The 14,968-nt window shown below is 67.7% G+C and carries 17 protein-coding genes; 4 read left to right on the forward strand and 13 right to left on the reverse strand.

What is annotated here, in order from left to right; all coding sequences use genetic code 11:
• Nucleotides 1-4: 4 nt before the first annotated feature.
• The 9 genes from bla to JMT67_RS06670 form a co-directional block, all read right to left on the reverse strand.
• Nucleotides 5-871 (reverse strand): class A beta-lactamase, encoded by an 867-nt coding sequence (gene bla, locus JMT67_RS06630; protein WP_224761035.1) that lies wholly within the window; start codon nucleotides 869-871, stop codon nucleotides 5-7.
• Between the two features lie 32 nt (nucleotides 872-903).
• Nucleotides 904-2,319 (reverse strand): sigma-54-dependent transcriptional regulator FlbD, encoded by a 1,416-nt coding sequence (gene flbD, locus JMT67_RS06635; protein WP_054766495.1) that lies wholly within the window; start codon nucleotides 2,317-2,319, stop codon nucleotides 904-906.
• A 46-nt stretch (nucleotides 2,320-2,365) separates the two neighbouring features.
• Complete coding sequence (gene fliN / locus JMT67_RS06640) at nucleotides 2,366-2,698, reverse strand: flagellar motor switch protein FliN (protein ID WP_054766496.1); 333 nt, start codon at nucleotides 2,696-2,698, stop codon at nucleotides 2,366-2,368.
• A complete protein-coding gene (locus JMT67_RS06645; RefSeq protein WP_054766497.1) occupies nucleotides 2,698-3,345 on the reverse strand; it encodes a FliH/SctL family protein in 648 nt (215 codons plus the stop codon). Before JMT67_RS06645 ends, fliN begins: the two co-directional genes overlap by 1 nt.
• A gap of 1 nt (nucleotide 3,346) precedes the next feature.
• Nucleotides 3,347-4,381 (reverse strand): flagellar motor switch protein FliG, encoded by a 1,035-nt coding sequence (fliG, locus tag JMT67_RS06650; protein WP_054766498.1) that lies wholly within the window; start codon nucleotides 4,379-4,381, stop codon nucleotides 3,347-3,349.
• Nucleotides 4,381-6,027, reverse strand: coding sequence for a flagellar basal-body MS-ring/collar protein FliF (gene fliF, locus JMT67_RS06655; protein ID WP_201463990.1), 1,647 nt, complete (start codon nucleotides 6,025-6,027; stop codon nucleotides 4,381-4,383). Before fliF ends, fliG begins: the two co-directional genes overlap by 1 nt.
• A gap of 88 nt (nucleotides 6,028-6,115) precedes the next feature.
• Nucleotides 6,116-7,135, reverse strand: coding sequence for an alpha/beta fold hydrolase (locus JMT67_RS06660; protein ID WP_201463023.1), 1,020 nt, complete (start codon nucleotides 7,133-7,135; stop codon nucleotides 6,116-6,118).
• Complete coding sequence (locus tag JMT67_RS06665; protein WP_201463024.1) at nucleotides 7,132-7,734, reverse strand: uracil-DNA glycosylase family protein; 603 nt, start codon at nucleotides 7,732-7,734, stop codon at nucleotides 7,132-7,134. The genes JMT67_RS06660 and JMT67_RS06665 overlap by 4 nt, the downstream gene beginning before the upstream one ends.
• A gap of 138 nt (nucleotides 7,735-7,872) precedes the next feature.
• Nucleotides 7,873-8,178, reverse strand: coding sequence for a DUF3253 domain-containing protein (locus JMT67_RS06670; protein WP_201463025.1), 306 nt, complete (start codon nucleotides 8,176-8,178; stop codon nucleotides 7,873-7,875).
• A gap of 47 nt (nucleotides 8,179-8,225) precedes the next feature.
• Here JMT67_RS06670 and JMT67_RS06675 point away from each other — a divergent pair, with 47 nt between their 5' ends.
• On the forward strand, nucleotides 8,226-8,660 hold the full coding sequence (locus tag JMT67_RS06675) for a PaaI family thioesterase (RefSeq protein WP_201463026.1): 435 nt from the start codon (nucleotides 8,226-8,228) through the stop codon (nucleotides 8,658-8,660).
• Here the strand turns inward: JMT67_RS06675 and JMT67_RS06680 are convergent.
• The 4 genes from JMT67_RS06680 to JMT67_RS06695 form a co-directional block, all read right to left on the reverse strand.
• The gene (locus tag JMT67_RS06680) at nucleotides 8,644-9,282 is read right to left on the reverse strand and encodes a YoaK family protein (RefSeq protein ID WP_325100320.1); all 639 of its coding nucleotides are present in this window, start codon (nucleotides 9,280-9,282) and stop codon (nucleotides 8,644-8,646) included. The genes JMT67_RS06675 and JMT67_RS06680 overlap by 17 nt on opposite strands.
• 6 nt (nucleotides 9,283-9,288) lie before the next feature.
• Nucleotides 9,289-9,909 carry a glutathione S-transferase family protein gene (locus JMT67_RS06685; RefSeq protein WP_201463027.1) on the reverse strand — a complete coding sequence of 207 codons (621 nt, stop codon included), beginning with the start codon at nucleotides 9,907-9,909 and terminating at the stop codon, nucleotides 9,289-9,291.
• Nucleotides 9,910-9,937: 28 nt separating this feature from the next.
• Nucleotides 9,938-11,212: a NupC/NupG family nucleoside CNT transporter gene (locus tag JMT67_RS06690; RefSeq protein ID WP_201463028.1), complete on the reverse strand. Its 1,275-nt coding sequence runs from the start codon at nucleotides 11,210-11,212 to the stop codon at nucleotides 9,938-9,940.
• 137 nt (nucleotides 11,213-11,349) lie between these two features.
• Nucleotides 11,350-12,228 (reverse strand): branched-chain amino acid aminotransferase, encoded by an 879-nt coding sequence (locus tag JMT67_RS06695; RefSeq protein ID WP_054766511.1) that lies wholly within the window; start codon nucleotides 12,226-12,228, stop codon nucleotides 11,350-11,352.
• Nucleotides 12,229-12,310: 82 nt separating this feature from the next.
• Here JMT67_RS06695 and JMT67_RS06700 point away from each other — a divergent pair, with 82 nt between their 5' ends.
• The 3 genes from JMT67_RS06700 to JMT67_RS06710 are packed head-to-tail and all read left to right on the forward strand — an operon-like array spanning nucleotide 12,311 to nucleotide 14,964.
• Nucleotides 12,311-13,048: a response regulator gene (locus tag JMT67_RS06700; protein ID WP_183215000.1), complete on the forward strand. Its 738-nt coding sequence runs from the start codon at nucleotides 12,311-12,313 to the stop codon at nucleotides 13,046-13,048.
• A 16-nt stretch (nucleotides 13,049-13,064) separates the two neighbouring features.
• Nucleotides 13,065-14,495 (forward strand): ATP-binding protein, encoded by a 1,431-nt coding sequence (locus JMT67_RS06705; protein WP_233455820.1) that lies wholly within the window; start codon nucleotides 13,065-13,067, stop codon nucleotides 14,493-14,495.
• Nucleotides 14,488-14,964: a hypothetical protein gene (locus JMT67_RS06710; protein WP_201463029.1), complete on the forward strand. Its 477-nt coding sequence runs from the start codon at nucleotides 14,488-14,490 to the stop codon at nucleotides 14,962-14,964. The genes JMT67_RS06705 and JMT67_RS06710 overlap by 8 nt, the downstream gene beginning before the upstream one ends.
• The last annotated feature ends 4 nt before the right edge of the window (nucleotides 14,965-14,968 follow it).

Here is a 14,968-nt window from a genome sequence, read left to right on the forward strand (position 1 = left end):
CGCATCAGTCACGGCCCAGGGCCTTCAAGGCGCGGCGGGTCGCCTCGGCGATCACGGCGTCGCGCTGATCCTCCGTCGCCGAGGCGGCGCCGGTGAAATAGGCGGCGATGATGACCGGCGAACCGCTGAGCGGGGTCAGCATGCCCACGTCGTTCGTCGTGCCGCGGGCGCCCGAACCGGTCTTGTGCGCGACGCTCCAACCCTCGGGCGCGCCCGCCTTGATCCGGTTGGGGCCGGTCGGGGAGGCGGTCAGCCAGCCGTGCAACAGGGCGTCGTGCGCCGGCGTCAGTCGATCGCTGAAGGCCATTTCGCGGATGTTGGCGACGGTCTGTTCCGGCAGGCAGGTGTCGCGCGGATCGTCAGGCAGGGCGGTGTTCAAGTCCGGCTCCAGACGAGAGATGACGGTCGTCGTGTCGCCGAAGGTCGGCCACCACGAACGCCATACGCCGATTCCGCCCATCTCGCGGATCAGGATATTGGCGGCCGGATTGTCGCTGACCTCCACCGCCGCCTGCATTAGTTCGCGGATGGTGAGCGTCCGCCCCACCGCCTTTTCGGTCACGGGCGCATGGGGAATGATGTCGGCCGAGGTGATGCGGACCGGCCGGTCCAGCCTTTCCTCGTCCCGCTGCACCCTTTGCAGGATGGCCGCCGCCAGAAAGGGTTTGAAGGTCGAGCAGAAGGGAAACCGCTCCTGGCTGCGCCACAGCGCCCGCACCCCGCTGCCGACGTCCAGGGCGGCGACGCCCAGCCGCCCGCCCCACCGCGTCTCCAGATCGTTCAGGAACAGGTCCGGGGCCGCCTCGGCCTTGACCTTGGTCTGGCTGCGCGGCGTGCAGGCGGCCAGGCCCAGCGCGCCTGCGCCGGCCATCAGCCTCCGCCTGTCCAGACCGCGCCCCATGCTCAGGCGGCGTAGCCCGAGGCCGAGACGCCGGACTGCGGGGCGGGAATGACCGTCCCCTCCTCGGCGTATTCGTTCAGCTTGTTGCGCAGGGTCCGGATGGAGATGCCCAGGATGTTGGCCGCATGGGTGCGATTGCCCAGGCAGTGGGTGAGCGTGTCCAGGATCAGGGTCTTCTCCATCGCCGCCACCGTCTGGCCGACGAAGCTGCGGGTCACGGCGTCGGCCGCCTGGGCCGCCCGGGCCGCAACGCCGCCGCCATAGGGGTTCCCCACGGCCGCCGTTCCCATCATGCCGCCGCCTTCCGCCGTCAGCGGCTGGCCGTCCGGCAGGCGGATGGCGTCCACATCGATCTCGGGTCCGGTCGCCAGCAGCACGGCCCGGTGCATGGCGTTTTCCAGCTCACGGACGTTGCCGGGCCAGCGGTGGGCGCTGATCGCCTGACGCGCCCGCGCCGACATCGGCCGCTCGGGCACGCCGTTGGCCGCCGCATATTTCTTGATGAAGTGATCGGCCAGCACCCCGATGTCGCCCGGCCGTTCGCGCAGGGCCGGCAGGCGCAGATTGACGACGTTCAGCCGGTACAGAAGGTCTTCGCGGAACGTGCCTTCCGCGACGGCCTTGGCCAGGTCGCGGTTGGAGGTGGCGATGATGCGGATATTCACCGGCACGGGCTTGGAGCCGCCCACCCGGTCGATCACCCGCTCCTGGATGGCGCGCAGCAGCTTGGCCTGGAGCCGGGCGTCCATCTCGGAGATTTCGTCCAGCAGCAGGGTGCCGCCGTCGGCCTCTTCGAACTTGCCGATCCGGCGGGCGACGGCGCCCGTGAAGGCGCCCTTCTCGTGACCGAACAGTTCCGATTCCAGCAGATTATCGGGAATGGCCGCGCAGTTGACGCTGATGAAGGGCTTTTCGGACCGGCGCGAATGGTCGTGCATGTAGCGCGCCATCACCTCCTTGCCGACGCCGCTTTCGCCGGTGATCAGGATGGAGGCTTCGGAGCGCGCCACCTGATCGGCCAGTTGCAGCACCGCCTTCATCGCCGGATCGGCTGAGATCATCGGCTTTTCGTCGTCGGCGACGGCGGCCAGGACCGCCGCTATCATCTCCGCATCGGGCGGCAGGGGGATGAACTCCTTGGCCCCGGCCTTGATGGCGGCGGCCGCCTCGCGGGCGTCGGCGTCGACCCCGAAGGCCACCACCGGCACAGTGATCCGCTCGGCCTCGTTCGCGGCGATCAAGGCGGCGATGTCGAGCTGATAATCGACCATCAGCAGGTCGGCGCCCTGCCCCCGTCGAAGCTGTTCTGTCGCCTGATCCGCGCGCTCGACGTGACTGACCTTGGCGCCGTGCGCCATGGCCATCTTCACCGCCGAAGCGAGCTGTCCGCTCAGTCTGCCTACCACCAGAAGACGCATCGTTCTTCTCCTCTAATCCTTCACCCGGTCAGACGCGCAGCGCGCGTCAGCCGCCCGAGTCCTCAGTCTTGATGATTTCCGTCATGGTCACGCCCAGCCGATCCTCGACCACGACGACCTCGCCGCGTGCGATCAGACGGTTGTTGACGAAAATGTCGATCGCCTCGCCGACCTTGCGGTCCAGCTCCAGCACCGAACCCTTGTTCAGCTTCAGCAACTGGGCGACCGACATGTGCGACTTGCCCAGCACGGCCGAGATATTGACCGGAACCTCGAACACCGTCGCCAGATCGGCGGCGGTTTTTTCGCCCGCGTCGTCGGCGACGGCCAGGGCGGTGGAGTCGGGAAATTCCTCGAGCGATAGATCGTCGGAGGCCATCAGAACTCACTCCGGTCGGTGTGGATTGGGGGTTCGGCGTGTCCCGCCTCGGCCGCCAGGGCGGCGCTCAGGGCCTCCGCGACGCGGGCGGCGGAACCTTCGGGATCGTGATCGGCGCGACCGTCGGCCCACTCCAGCTGGAAGGCGGCGACCGCCATGCCGGGTTCGTCGCGGAAGGCGACGACGCCGGTGAAGCCGCTGTCGGCGCAGGCCTGTTCGATTTGGCCGCGCACCACCTCGTCCAGGCCCGAGGCCCGGATCACCAGGCGCGGCGAGGCGTCGATCTCTTGAGCCAGGGACTCCAGGGCGGCGCGCAACGGCGCCTGGGGGAAGCGGTGCAGGGCGGCGTCGGCGATGGCCCGCGCCGCCGCCAGGGCCAGGTCGGCGGACTGTTCGCGATGGGTCTGGGCGACGGTTCGCAGCGACGGCAGGGCGGCGGCGGCGGCCTGGGCGATGTTGGTCAGGGCCATGGCCCGGATGTTTTCGACCTCGGCGAGGGCCTCCTGGCGCGCCTCCAGCCGGGCGGTGGCGACCAGGGCCTCGACCTCTGCGGGCATGTAGCTGCGTTTGACCGGCTTCCAGGCGCTTGCGCGCACCACCGCGCCGTCGGCGTCGAACTCGGTGTCAAAGGCGAAGGGGGTGCTCATGTCAGTAGATCAACTCGTCGTCGGAGCCTTGGCCGGCCAGCATGATCTCGCCGCGCGCGGCCAGATCCTTGGCGACCTGGACCATGGCCATCTGGGCCCCATCCACGTCCTTCAGCCGCACCGGCCCCATGGACTCCATGTCTTCGCGCAGGATCTTGGCGGCGCGTTCGGACATGTTGGAGAAGAACATCTCCCGCAGCCCTTCGGAGGCCCCCTTCATCGCCAGGCCCAGCGAGTCCTTGTCAACGGCCCGCAGAAGGGTCTGAACCCCGCCCGGATCCAGCTTGGACAGGTCTTCGAAGACGAACATCAGGGCGCGGATGCGTTCGGCGGATTCGCGGTTGCGCTCTTCCAGGGCGCCGATGAAGCGCGCCTCGGTCTGTCGGTCGAAACTGTTGAAGATGTCGGCCATCATTTCGTGGCTGTCGCGCTTGGAGGTGCGCGCCAGGTTCGACATGAATTCGGTGCGAAGGGTCGCCTCGATCTTGTCCAGGATTTCGCGCTGGACAGGCTCCATCCGCAGCATCCGCTGGACGCATTCCAGGGCGAAATCCTCCGGCAGGGCCGTCAGCACCCGGGCGGCGTGGTCGGACTTCACCTTGGACAGGATGACGGCGACGGTCTGGGGATATTCGTTCTTCAGATAGTTGGCGAGAACCGCCTCGTTCACATTGCCCAGCTTGTCCCACATGGTCCGGCCGGCCGGACCGCGGATTTCCTCCATCAAGCCGTCGACGCGATCCTTGGGCAGGAAGGCGCTGAGCAGCTTCTGGGTCTGTTCGAAACTGCCCATGACGGCGCCCGTGCCCGACAGGCCGGACACGAACTCCAGCATCAGGGCCTCGACCGCCTCGGCCGTCACATTGCCCAGGGTCGCCATGGCCTGGGAGATCTCCTTGACCTCCTCGTCGTCCAGCCTCTCCCACAGGGCGGTGTGGTCTTCGCCCAGGGCCAGCAGGATGACGGCCGCCTTCTCGGGGCCGGTCAGCCGATTGGGGTCCTCGATGACCGGCTTTTTCGAAACCAGCTTGGCCATCAGCCTTCCGCCACCCAGTTGCGCAGGATGTTGGCGGCCTCGTCAGGATGGGCCTGGACGAAGTCGGCGACCTTCTTGACCGAAGACGCCTTCACCTGCCCTTCGATACGGGCGATGTCGATCTTCTGGTCCATTTCGTTCGGCGCAGGCAGTTGCACCAGCTGGGGCTGGCCGTCCGGGCCGATGACGGTCGTGGTCAAGGTGGCGACCGGCGTGCCGTCCGGGGCGGCCAGAGCCGGCGCTCCAGGACCGGCCGCCCCGCCCGAGCCGGCCGTCTTCAGCAGGGGCCGCAGGACGAAGAAGATCAGCAGCAGCGCCACTGCCGCCAGAATGCCCAATTCAATCAGGCGCATGACGTCGGTCTTGGAGAAGTCCAGCAGCGAAGGCTTGTCGTCCAGCCCCCCGGGCAGGCCGGTGTCGCGGTTGAAGCGGACGTTGATGACCTCGATCTTGTCGCCGCGGGCCTCGTCTATGCCGGCCGCCGCCGCGACCAGGGACTTGATCTGAGCGATCTCCTCGGCCGAGCGCGGCGCATAGGTCGGCTCTCCCTTGCCGTCGGCGGCCGGGGTCCATTTGCCGTCCACGGCGACGGCGACGGCCAGCTTCTTGACCTCGCCCGGCTCCTTGGTGGTCGTGGTGGTGGTGTTGGAGATTTCGTAGTTTGTCGTCTCGGCGTTCTCGGCGGTGGTCGAGCCGGCCGGCGTGGTCGCGGGCGGGGCGCCGCCCGGGATGTTGTTCGCCGCCGTCACGCCGCCGTCGTTCTGGCCGGTCGTGTCCGAGGACTGCGAGCCGTTGGCCGTGGTCGAACGCACGACCTGGCCGTCGGGATCGAACTTCTGTTCCTGGGTGGTGGAGCGGCTTTGGTCGATGTCGGCCGTCACCTGGACCCGCGCCGAGCCGACGCCGACGACGCCCTCGACGATGTCCTTGATGCGCGCCTGAAGCTGGGCCTCGGTATTGCCCTTGGTTTCGGCCGCAGAGGCCGAGGTGAAGCCGCCGTCGTCGCCGGCCGCCAGGGTGCGGTTGTTCTGATCGGCCACCGTGACCCGGTCCGGCTTCAGATTGGGCACGGACGAGGCCACCAGATTGCGGATGGCCCGCACCTGATCCGCCGTCAGATCCCGCCCGCCCAGGCCGACCAGCACGGCGGCGGTGGGTTCGCCCGCAGCAGCGGTGAACATCTCGCGACGCGGCATGGTGATGTGGACGCGGGCGGCGGTGATGCCGCGCATCGACATGATGGTGCGGGCCAGTTCGCCTTGCAGGGCGCGCTGTTCGTTCAGCTGCTGCTGGAACTCGGTCTGGCCCAGGACCGACTGATTGTCGAAGATTTCGTAGCCGACCGAGCCGGAGGTCACGAGCCCCTTTTCGGCGATCAGCATCCGCGCCGTGCCCACGTCGTCGCGATTGACCATGACGGTCGAGCCGTCGCCCTTGGAGGCGTATTTGATGCCGGCCTGTTGCAGGGCGGCGGTGATTTCGCCGGCCTCGCGCAGATCGAGATTGGAATAGAGCAAGGCGTCCGGCGCCTGGCCCACGCGCAGCATGACGGCGACCAGGACGGCGGTCACGCCCGCGGCGACGCCGAGGACGGCGGCCAGACGACCGATCCCGAACTTCTGCAACGCCGCCGTAAAGCCGCCCACGCGCCCACGCCCCAAACTCACGGGAGACACCGACGCCCCGCTAGGCAGAAAATGCCGTGTCGATGGTAAATGGGCCGTTAAGAGACCTTTACGGGCGAACCGCCGCTTCCAGCTCAGTCAGGACCGGTGGCGCGCCGGACGGCAGGGCCGCCCTGGGATCCTTCAGCCAGGCGGCGATGTCGCGATAGACGATCTCGGCGTCCAGATCGCGGTCCAGCAGGTGCCAGCTGTCGGGATACCAGGCCGTCTTCAGGGCGCCGCCCTCGGCCACGGCCCTTTGCAGGGCCTTCTTCATCTGATCCCTTTTGACGATCTCATCGTGCGCGCCGTACATCAGAAGGGCGTCGCCGCGGATGCGGCCCAGGCTGCGCGACGCCGTCTCCATCAGATCGACCAGGCCGTAGATGGTGTCGAACCGGGTGGCCAGGATGCTTTGCGGGTCGCGGCCGTTGCGGACCAGCTCCAGCGTGTTGCTGGAGGCGTGGATGTCGCGCGTGATGAAGCTGGGCGGCTCCAGGGCCACGCCGCCCGCCAGACGCGCGGCGATGTTCAGGACGGCGCTGTTCAACGGCCCCTGGGTCGACCAGCCCCAGACGCCGGGCGCCAGCAGCACCACCCGGTCGGCGTCGGGCGGATCGTCCGATCCGAAGGCGGCGGCGGCCACCGATCCCCCCATGCTCTCGCCGACCACGGCGATGACGGCATGGGGATGGCGCGCGCGGGCCAGGGCGGTCGCCTCGCGCAGGTCCTGGGTCATCTTGGCGGTCCCCGCCCAGACGCCCCTCCCCGGCGCGGCGCCGAAGCCGCGCTGGTCATAGGCCCAGGTCTCGATCCCCTGTTCGGCCCACCAGGGTCCGGCCAGGCGGAAGCTGGCGGCGTGGTCGTTCATACCGTGCAGGGCGACGATGACCGCCCAGGGCTCACGGTCGGTCGGCCCCCAGCGCATCAGAGGCAGCCGCGCTCCATCCGACATGACTAGGGCGCGATCCTCCACGTGCGGCCCGGCGAAGCCCGCCGGAGGCGTCATCGGCGGCTGGATGTGGGGCGCGGCGCAACCGGTCAGGCCCAAGGCCAGTCCTGCGGCCGCGATCAGCCCTCTGGAGGTCATGCGCGCATCCTCATCGGCGTTAAGATCGAGGCGACGCGCATCCGCAGATAGGGGATCACCTCTTCCTCGAACCACGGATTCCGTCTCAGCCAGGCGGTATTGCGCCAGGACGGGTGCGGAAGCACCAGATGGTCGGGGGCGTAGTCCCGCCAGGCCCGCACCGTTTCGGTCATATTACGTTGGGTTCGTGCGCCCAGGGCCCAGGCCTGGGCATAGCCGCCGACCAGCAGGGTCAATTCCATCTGCGGCAGGGCCTGCATCAGCGGCGGCCGCCACAGCTCGGCGCAGCGCGCGGGCGGCGGATAGTCGCCCCCTTTCGGCGCCGTACCGGGATAGCAGAAGGCCTGGGCCGCCACCCCGATGCGACGGTCGGCGTAGAAGGTCTCATAGTCCACCCCCATCCAGTCGCGCAGCCGGTCGCCGGACGGATCGGTGAAGGGCAGGCCGCTTTCATGCACCCGCCGCCCCGGCGCCTGGCCGCAGATCAAGAGCCGCGTCTCGGGAAAGACCCGAACCACCGGGCGCGGCGTATGCGGCAGCACGCCCGCGCAGGCGCGGCAGGCGCGGATGTCGCTCAGAAGGGCGTCGAGACTTCCCACGCCCCGCTCATCCCCGCGAAGGCGGGGACCCAGATCATTGGGGGCTTCCGTCTCGCCGATTTTCAGCGATGCCGATCCCAAAAGCCTTGCCTCAAGAAAAGGACTGGGTCCCCGCCTTCGCGGGGATGAGCGGAGTGGTCAATCTTCGATGTCGTCCTCGGCGACCGGCGGACGGCGGCTCAGCGCCAGGGCCGCCTCCTCCTCGGTCGGCAGACGCAGGCGCGTCACGCCGCGAAAATTGTCCGGATCGACCGGCTTGCCCTTCTTGGTGATGGTCAGCCTGCCCTGCCGCATCAGGCCCAGGGCCGTCGCCCGCACCTTGGGCAGCATGCGCTGCCACTGCTCCGGCTGCAGCGCCTTGGCCACCTCGGCCGGCTCGATGCTCTTGCCCGGCTCAAGCCCGGCGAGTTTATTCAAGATTGCGGTTTCGATCGGATCGCTCATTGCGCCTATATGCTGCACCGCGAGACCAGAAGTAAGGCCGAGTCGTCATGCCGAAGAAAATCACCGTCACCGAGGGCGAGTTCGCCGGCTGGCAGACCTATGATCTGCACGACACCTTCGACGTGGTGGTCGGCCCCTTCTACGGCAAGCTGGATCCCGACGGCCACATGCGCTGCGCCTTCCGCGCCGAGCAGAAACACATGAACGCCGGCGGGCGGATGCACGGCGGCTGTCTGATGACCTTCGCCGACATCGCCATGTTCCAGATCGCCTATCAGGAGATGGAGGGCGCCTCGGGCGTGACGGTCCAGCTCGATTCCACCTTCATCGACGGCGCCTATGTCGGCGAACTGATCGAGGCGACCGGACAGGTGACCAAGGCGGGCAAGAGCCTGATCTTCGTGCGGGGCCAGATCAACACCGGCGAACGGCTGCTGATGACCTTCTCGGGCGTCATCCGCAAGTTCACGCCGCGCGCCTGAGCCGCACGACCAGGGCCATAAGGACGGCGAAACCGGCGGCGGGCCACAGGGCCGCCAGTCCCAGACGGCCGAAAACCAGCGCGCCCAGAACCGCCCCCAGGATCAGGCCGGCCCAGAGCGTCAGATAACCCTTATAGGCGGACCGGTCCCCGCCCCTGACCGCGCTGGCCAGGGCCTGGCCCAGCTTGACCAGGGTTCCGGTCATATAGGTCAGGCTGACCCCGACCTCGCCGTTCCTCAGAAAGACCGAATTCTCCGCCCCCATCGCCATGACCATCAGGCCGACGGCCGCAGGCGTCAGCCCCGCGCCCGCCAGGGCCGCCGCCGACGCCAGCAACAGGGCCTCGAACATCAGAACCCGGCTGCGCGATCGCGCATCCTCGCCGCCCGCGACCAGGGCGCCGAAAAAGGAGCCCAGAACGAACAGGGCCAGGATCCCCGCCAGCTGTCCGGCCGCCGGCCAACGCCCTTCGGCGAGGTTGGCGGCCAACCGCGTGGAGTTGCCGCTCATGAAGGAGACGAACACCCCGCCCAGGTGCAAAAAGCCCAGGCTATCGACATAACCCGCCAGTCCTGCGAGCAGCAGGGCCAGCCGGCGGTCAGACGGCGCCAGCAGCCGCAAGGCGGCTCAGACCCCCGCCTTGGCGGCCGGGCGCTCGCGGCAGGCGTCGAACCAGCGGTGCAGGTTCTCGAACTCGGCGGGCGGGCGATAACGGACCAAACGGGCGAAGTCCAAACCGACCACGGCGACGATGTCGGCGATGGTGAACCGGTTCAGGGCGATGAATTCCCGCTCCGCCAGATGCCGGTCCAGGGTCTTCATGAACCGCTCGGCCGAAACCCGATTGTACTCAGCCACCTGTGGGATCTGCACCGCCTCCAGAGCCGCCAGGGCGGGATGGGAATGGCGCACGTTCAGCATGATCGGATTGGACAGATAGAATTCGCACCGGCGCGTCCACATCTCGACCACCGCCTGTTCGCGGGCGTCGCGGCCGAACAGGTTCGGCTCTGGGTACAGGGCCTCCAGATAGCGGCCGATCGCTACGGATTCGGAAATGGTCTCGCCGTCGTCCAACTCCAGCGCCGGAACATGAGGCACGCCGACCTTGGCGCGATATTCGGCCTTCTTGTGCTCGCCCGTCAGTATGTCGACGTCGATCAGTTCGACGTCTTCGATCCCCTTCTCCGCCATGACCCAGCGGACCCGCCGCGGATTGGGCGCGCGGTGCGAGGTGTAGAGCTTCATCGGGACGTCTCCGTTGTTTTGGGAAACGCTACTGCCCGAAGACCGTCGCTGGCAAGGCGCCGACGATGGCGGCGCTCATCAGCGTGGCCATGAAGCCGGCAAACAGGGCCTTCCAGATCAGCCCCAGAACCTCATGACGACGCTCGGGCATCAGGACCGACAGGCCGGTCACCGTAATGCCCACCGAACCGATGTTGGCGAAGCCGCACAGCGCATAGGTCATCAGCATCCGCGTCCGCTCGCTCATGGCCTCGGCCGGTATCTTGCCCAGGTCGATGAAGGCCACGAACTCGGTCAGGGCCAGTTTGACGCCCAGCAGCCAGCCGCCCTGCCCCGCCTCGCGCGCGTCCACCCCGATCAGCCAGGCCAGGGGGGTGAACAGGAAGCCCAGAATCCGCTCGACCGTCAGCGGCTCGCCGAAGACGATCAAACCGCCCAGCATGATGTTGACCAGGGCGACCAGGGCGACGAACACAATCAGCACGGCCGAAATGTTCAGCACCACCATCAGCCCGTCCGAGGTGCCCTTGGAAATGGCGTCGATGGCGCTGTCGTACTTCAGGGCCGAGTCATAGCTGATGGCCTGGGCCGCCTGTTTGTCGGGCTCGGGCACGATGATCCGCGCCAGCAGCACCCCGGCCGGGGCCGAGACGATGGAGGCGACCAGCACGTGGCCGGCCGCGTTCGGCAGGGTCTGGGACAGGATGCTGGCGTAGGCCACCATGGTCGATCCCGCCACCGTCGCCAGACCGACGGTCATCATCAGGAAGATTTCGGACCGGCTCAGCTTGTCCAGATAGGCCTTGATGACGATCGGGCTTTCGATCGTGCCCAGGAAGATGTTGGCCGCCACCGCAAGGGCCGAGGCGCCGCCCAGCCCCATGGTGCGCTGAAACAGAAAGCCGAAGCCCCGGATCAGCCACTTCAGGATCTTCCAGTGCCACAACAGGGCCGACAGGGCGGAAATCACCATGATCAGCGGCAGGACGTTGAAGGCGAAGGTGAACAGGGCGCCTTCGTTCTGAACCGCATAGGGCTGATCGCCCCCGCCCAGATAGCCGAAGACGAACCGGGTTCCCTGGGCCGTCGCCACGGCTAGGCCGTCGATCGCCCCCGTGACCGCCGCCAGCACCGTTCGCGACCCCGGAATGGCGAACAGGGCCAGCACCAGCGCCGCCTGAACGGCGACGGCGCCGATCGCCAGCTTCCAGGGGAAGACCCGCCGGTTCTCCGAGATCGCCCAGCAGACGGCGATGATGACGACCAGGCCGAACAGGCTCTGGAGGTTCAGAAGGCTGAACATGAAACGGCGATCCCTGCCCGGCCCGCGCCGGCTTCATCCGCTTCAAGGACAAAGTGACGCGGCTGACAAGAGGCGTGCGAAAAAGGGCGGAGCCGACGCCCCGCCCTTTTCCTTGCCTTCGGAAGGCTTGAACCGGCTTACAGCTGGCGGCGCACCAGCTTGCCGTAGGTCTCCATCAGGTCCAGCGACAGGGCGCCGGGGGTGAAGCGGTAGTCGCCCACCTCGGCCACCGGCGTCACCTCGACGGCGGTGCCGGTCAGGAAGCATTCGGAGAAGTCCGACAGCTCTTCGGGACGGATGTCGCGCACCACGACCTCGATCCCCTTGGCCTTGGCGATCTCGATCACCGTCTGACGGGTGATGCCGTCCAGAATGTGCTCGACGCTGGGGGTGTGCAGCACGCCGTCCTTGACGAAGAAGACGTTGGCGCCGGTGGCCTCGGCCACATAGCCGCGCCAGTCCAGCATCAGGGCGTCGGCGAAACCGTTCCGCTCAGCCGTGTTCTTGGACATGGTGCAGATCATGTAGAGGCCGGCGGCCTTGGCCGTGGTCGGGGCCGTCGCCGGGTCGGGGCGGCGCCACTTGGCCCATTCCAGCTTCAGACCGCGCGCCTTGACCTCGGGATCGAAATAGCTGGGCCAATCCCAGACGGCGACCGCCAGATGGACCTTGTTGTTCAGGGCCGAGACGCTGGTCTGTTCCGGCCCCAGATAGGCGACCGGACGCACGTAACAGTCGGTCAGACCGTTCTTGGCGCAGGTTTCGTTACAGATGGCGTCGATTTCAGCGACGCTGTAGGGTATCTCGAAATCGAGCAGGTTCGCGGACCGCTTCAGGCGCTCCGAATGCGGCGTCAGCTTGAAGATTTCGCCGCCGTACATACGCTCACCCTCGAATACCGACGAGCCATAGTGGAGGGCATGGGTCAAAATATGCGTTTTCGTTTCCCGCCAGGGCACGAATTCGCCGTCAAACCAGATCCATCCATCGCGATCGTCGAAAGGAACGAAGGCCATTGAAACACGTCTCCTGCAGAAGTCTCCCTGTTAGAGCCCCCCGAATCGCTCAGGTCAACGGCTGGGATCGGGAGAATCGCGCATGAGCCTGACTGAAACCCGCTCTTACGGCCGCTCGGGACCCATCGCGGGACCGGGGGTGGGCCGTCATCTGCTGATCGTCGATGACGACGACCGCATCCGCGAACTGCTGAAGGAATTCCTGGCGCGGGAAGGCTACCGCGTCACCGGCGCCGCCCACGCGGCGGCGGCCAAGCGGATGATGGAGCTGATCGAGTTCGACCTGGTCGTGCTGGACGTCATGATGCCCGGCGAAAGCGGCCTTGACCTGACCTCCTGGGTCCGCGCCAAGGCCGAGACCTCCAAGACGCCGGTCCTGCTGCTGACGGCGCGGGGCGACCCTGAGGACCGGATCGAAGGTCTGTCGCGCGGCGCCGACGACTATATGTCAAAGCCGTTCGAGCCGCGCGAACTGGCGCTGCGCATCGACGCCATCCTGCGGCGCACCGGCGGCAAGCCGATCGGCCCGCGCGAGATCAAGCTGGGGACGGCGGTCTTCGACATGGAGCGGCTGGAGCTGATCCGCGACGGCGCGCCCCAGCGCCTGACCGAGGCCGAGGCCCAACTTCTGAAGACCCTGGCCCTTCACGCCCATGCCCCGGTCGAGCGGATGAGCCTGTCGCCCGACACCGCCGACATCACCGGCCGCGCCGTGGACGTCCAGGTCACCCGCCTGCGCCGCAAGCTGGAGGTCGATCCCAAGAACCCGCGCTATCTCCAGACCGTGCGCGGCGTCGGCTATATGCTGGCGCCCGACTGAGGGCGGACCCGACGCCATGCGGCTGCTGCCCGCCTATCTGTGGCCGCGTTTCCTGAAGCGGCGGATACCGACCTCGCTGTGGGGCCGGTCGCTGCTGATCATCGTCCTGCCCGTGCTGGTGATGCAGGTGGTGGTGACCTGGATCTTCTTCGACGCCCACTGGCAGACGGTGACGGCGCGCCTGTCCGAAGGTCTGGCCGGCGACATCGCCTGGGCGGTCGAAAGCTATGAGGACGACCCCAGCCCCCGCAATCTGGAGCGGCTGGCCAGCCGGGCCGAACGCTCCATGTCCCTGTCGATCGCCCTGCAGGAGGGACGCACCCTGCCGACCGAAACCCGGCGTGGGCCGATCGGGGTGGTGGACCGGGTGCTGGACCGCGCCTTGGACGCCCGCCTGGACCGCCCCTACTGGTTCGACACCACCCGCTACCCCGCCTATGTCGATATTCAGGTGCAGGAGCCGCAAGGGGTGCTGCGGATCATCGCCCCGCGTGAGCGCGCGGTGGCGACCCAGGCCCACATCTTCGTCCTGTGGCTGGCCGTCGCCACCATACTGCTGATGGGGGTGGCGATCCTGTTCATCCGCAACCAGGTCCGCGCCATCGAACGTCTGGCCGACGCGGCCGAGGCCTTCGGTCGAGGCGAGACCGTGCCCCGTTTCAAGCCGCACGGCGCGCGCGAGGTGCGGGCCGCCGCGACCGCCTTCCTGTCCATGCGCGACCGCATCCAGCGTCATATCGACCAGCGCACCGCCCTGCTCGCCTCGGTCAGCCACGATCTGCGCACGCCCTTGACCCGGCTTCGACTGGAGTTGGCCCTGGCCCCGCCGTTCAAGCGTCAGTCCGCCATGCGCGGCGACCTGGACGAGATGGAGCATATGATCGACGAATATCTGGACTTCGCCCGCGGCGAAGCCGGCGAGCCGCCGAAGCCGGTGTCCATCCGCGATCTGCTGAAGACGGCCGGCGAGGACGCGAAACGCGCCGGCGCCGAAGTCGAGCTGGCGGCGCCGGAGGGGCTGACGGCCTCGCTGCGCCCCCTGGCCTTCAAGCGGGCCTTGGTCAATCTGGCCGGCAACGCCGCTTCGCACGGCGAACGGGTGCGCCTGTCGGCCCGCGCCCTGGCCTCAGGCGGGCTGGAGATTGCGGTGGAGGACGACGGACCCGGCATTCCCGAAGACATGTATGAGGAAGCCTTCCGACCCTTCTCGCGCCTGGACGAATCCCGCAATCAGAACCGCAAGGGTGTCGGCCTGGGCCTGGCCATCGCCAGGGACGTCGCGCGGGGACACGGCGGCGACGTCACCCTGGACCGCAGCGACATGGGCGGACTGAAGGCGATCATCCGCCTGCCCGGACAGGCCTCCATCGTCGCCCCCTCTAGCGAAACGGGGGGCCAGGGCGCATCTTCAGTTCGGACAGGGCATGGAGATGAACACGATGCGTAAACTCGCCTTTCTTGCGCCGCTTGCCGCGACCTTGGCCGTCGCCGCCATGGCTCAGGCGCAGAACCCGAACGTCAACGTCACGATCGGCCCCGACCTGCAGCGCCAGGTCGAAAAACTGGGCGATCGCGAAGTCAATGAACAGATCGACGCCCTTCAGGCCGAAGTGGGCAAGGCGCTGGAGCAACGCTATCCCGGCGCCACGGCCAATCTGGTCCTGAACGATCTGAAGCCGAACCGGCCGACCATGGAGCAGATCCGCCAGAACCCGAGCCTGGACCCCATCCGCAGCGTCTCGATCGGCGGCGCCGCGATCAAGGGCGAAATCGTCACCGCCGACGGCCAGTCGCGGCCGGTGGACTTCTCCTACTTCTCGCCGAACATCCGCGACGTCTGGGGCTACAGCGTCTGGCGCGACGCCGACCGAGCGTTCGAGCGGTTCGGCGACCAGATCGAACGCGGCCGCTTCTAAAGGG

The sequence above is a fragment of the Brevundimonas aurantiaca genome (assembly GCF_904830995.1).
Classification (GTDB): Bacteria; Pseudomonadota; Alphaproteobacteria; order Caulobacterales; family Caulobacteraceae; genus Brevundimonas; species Brevundimonas aurantiaca.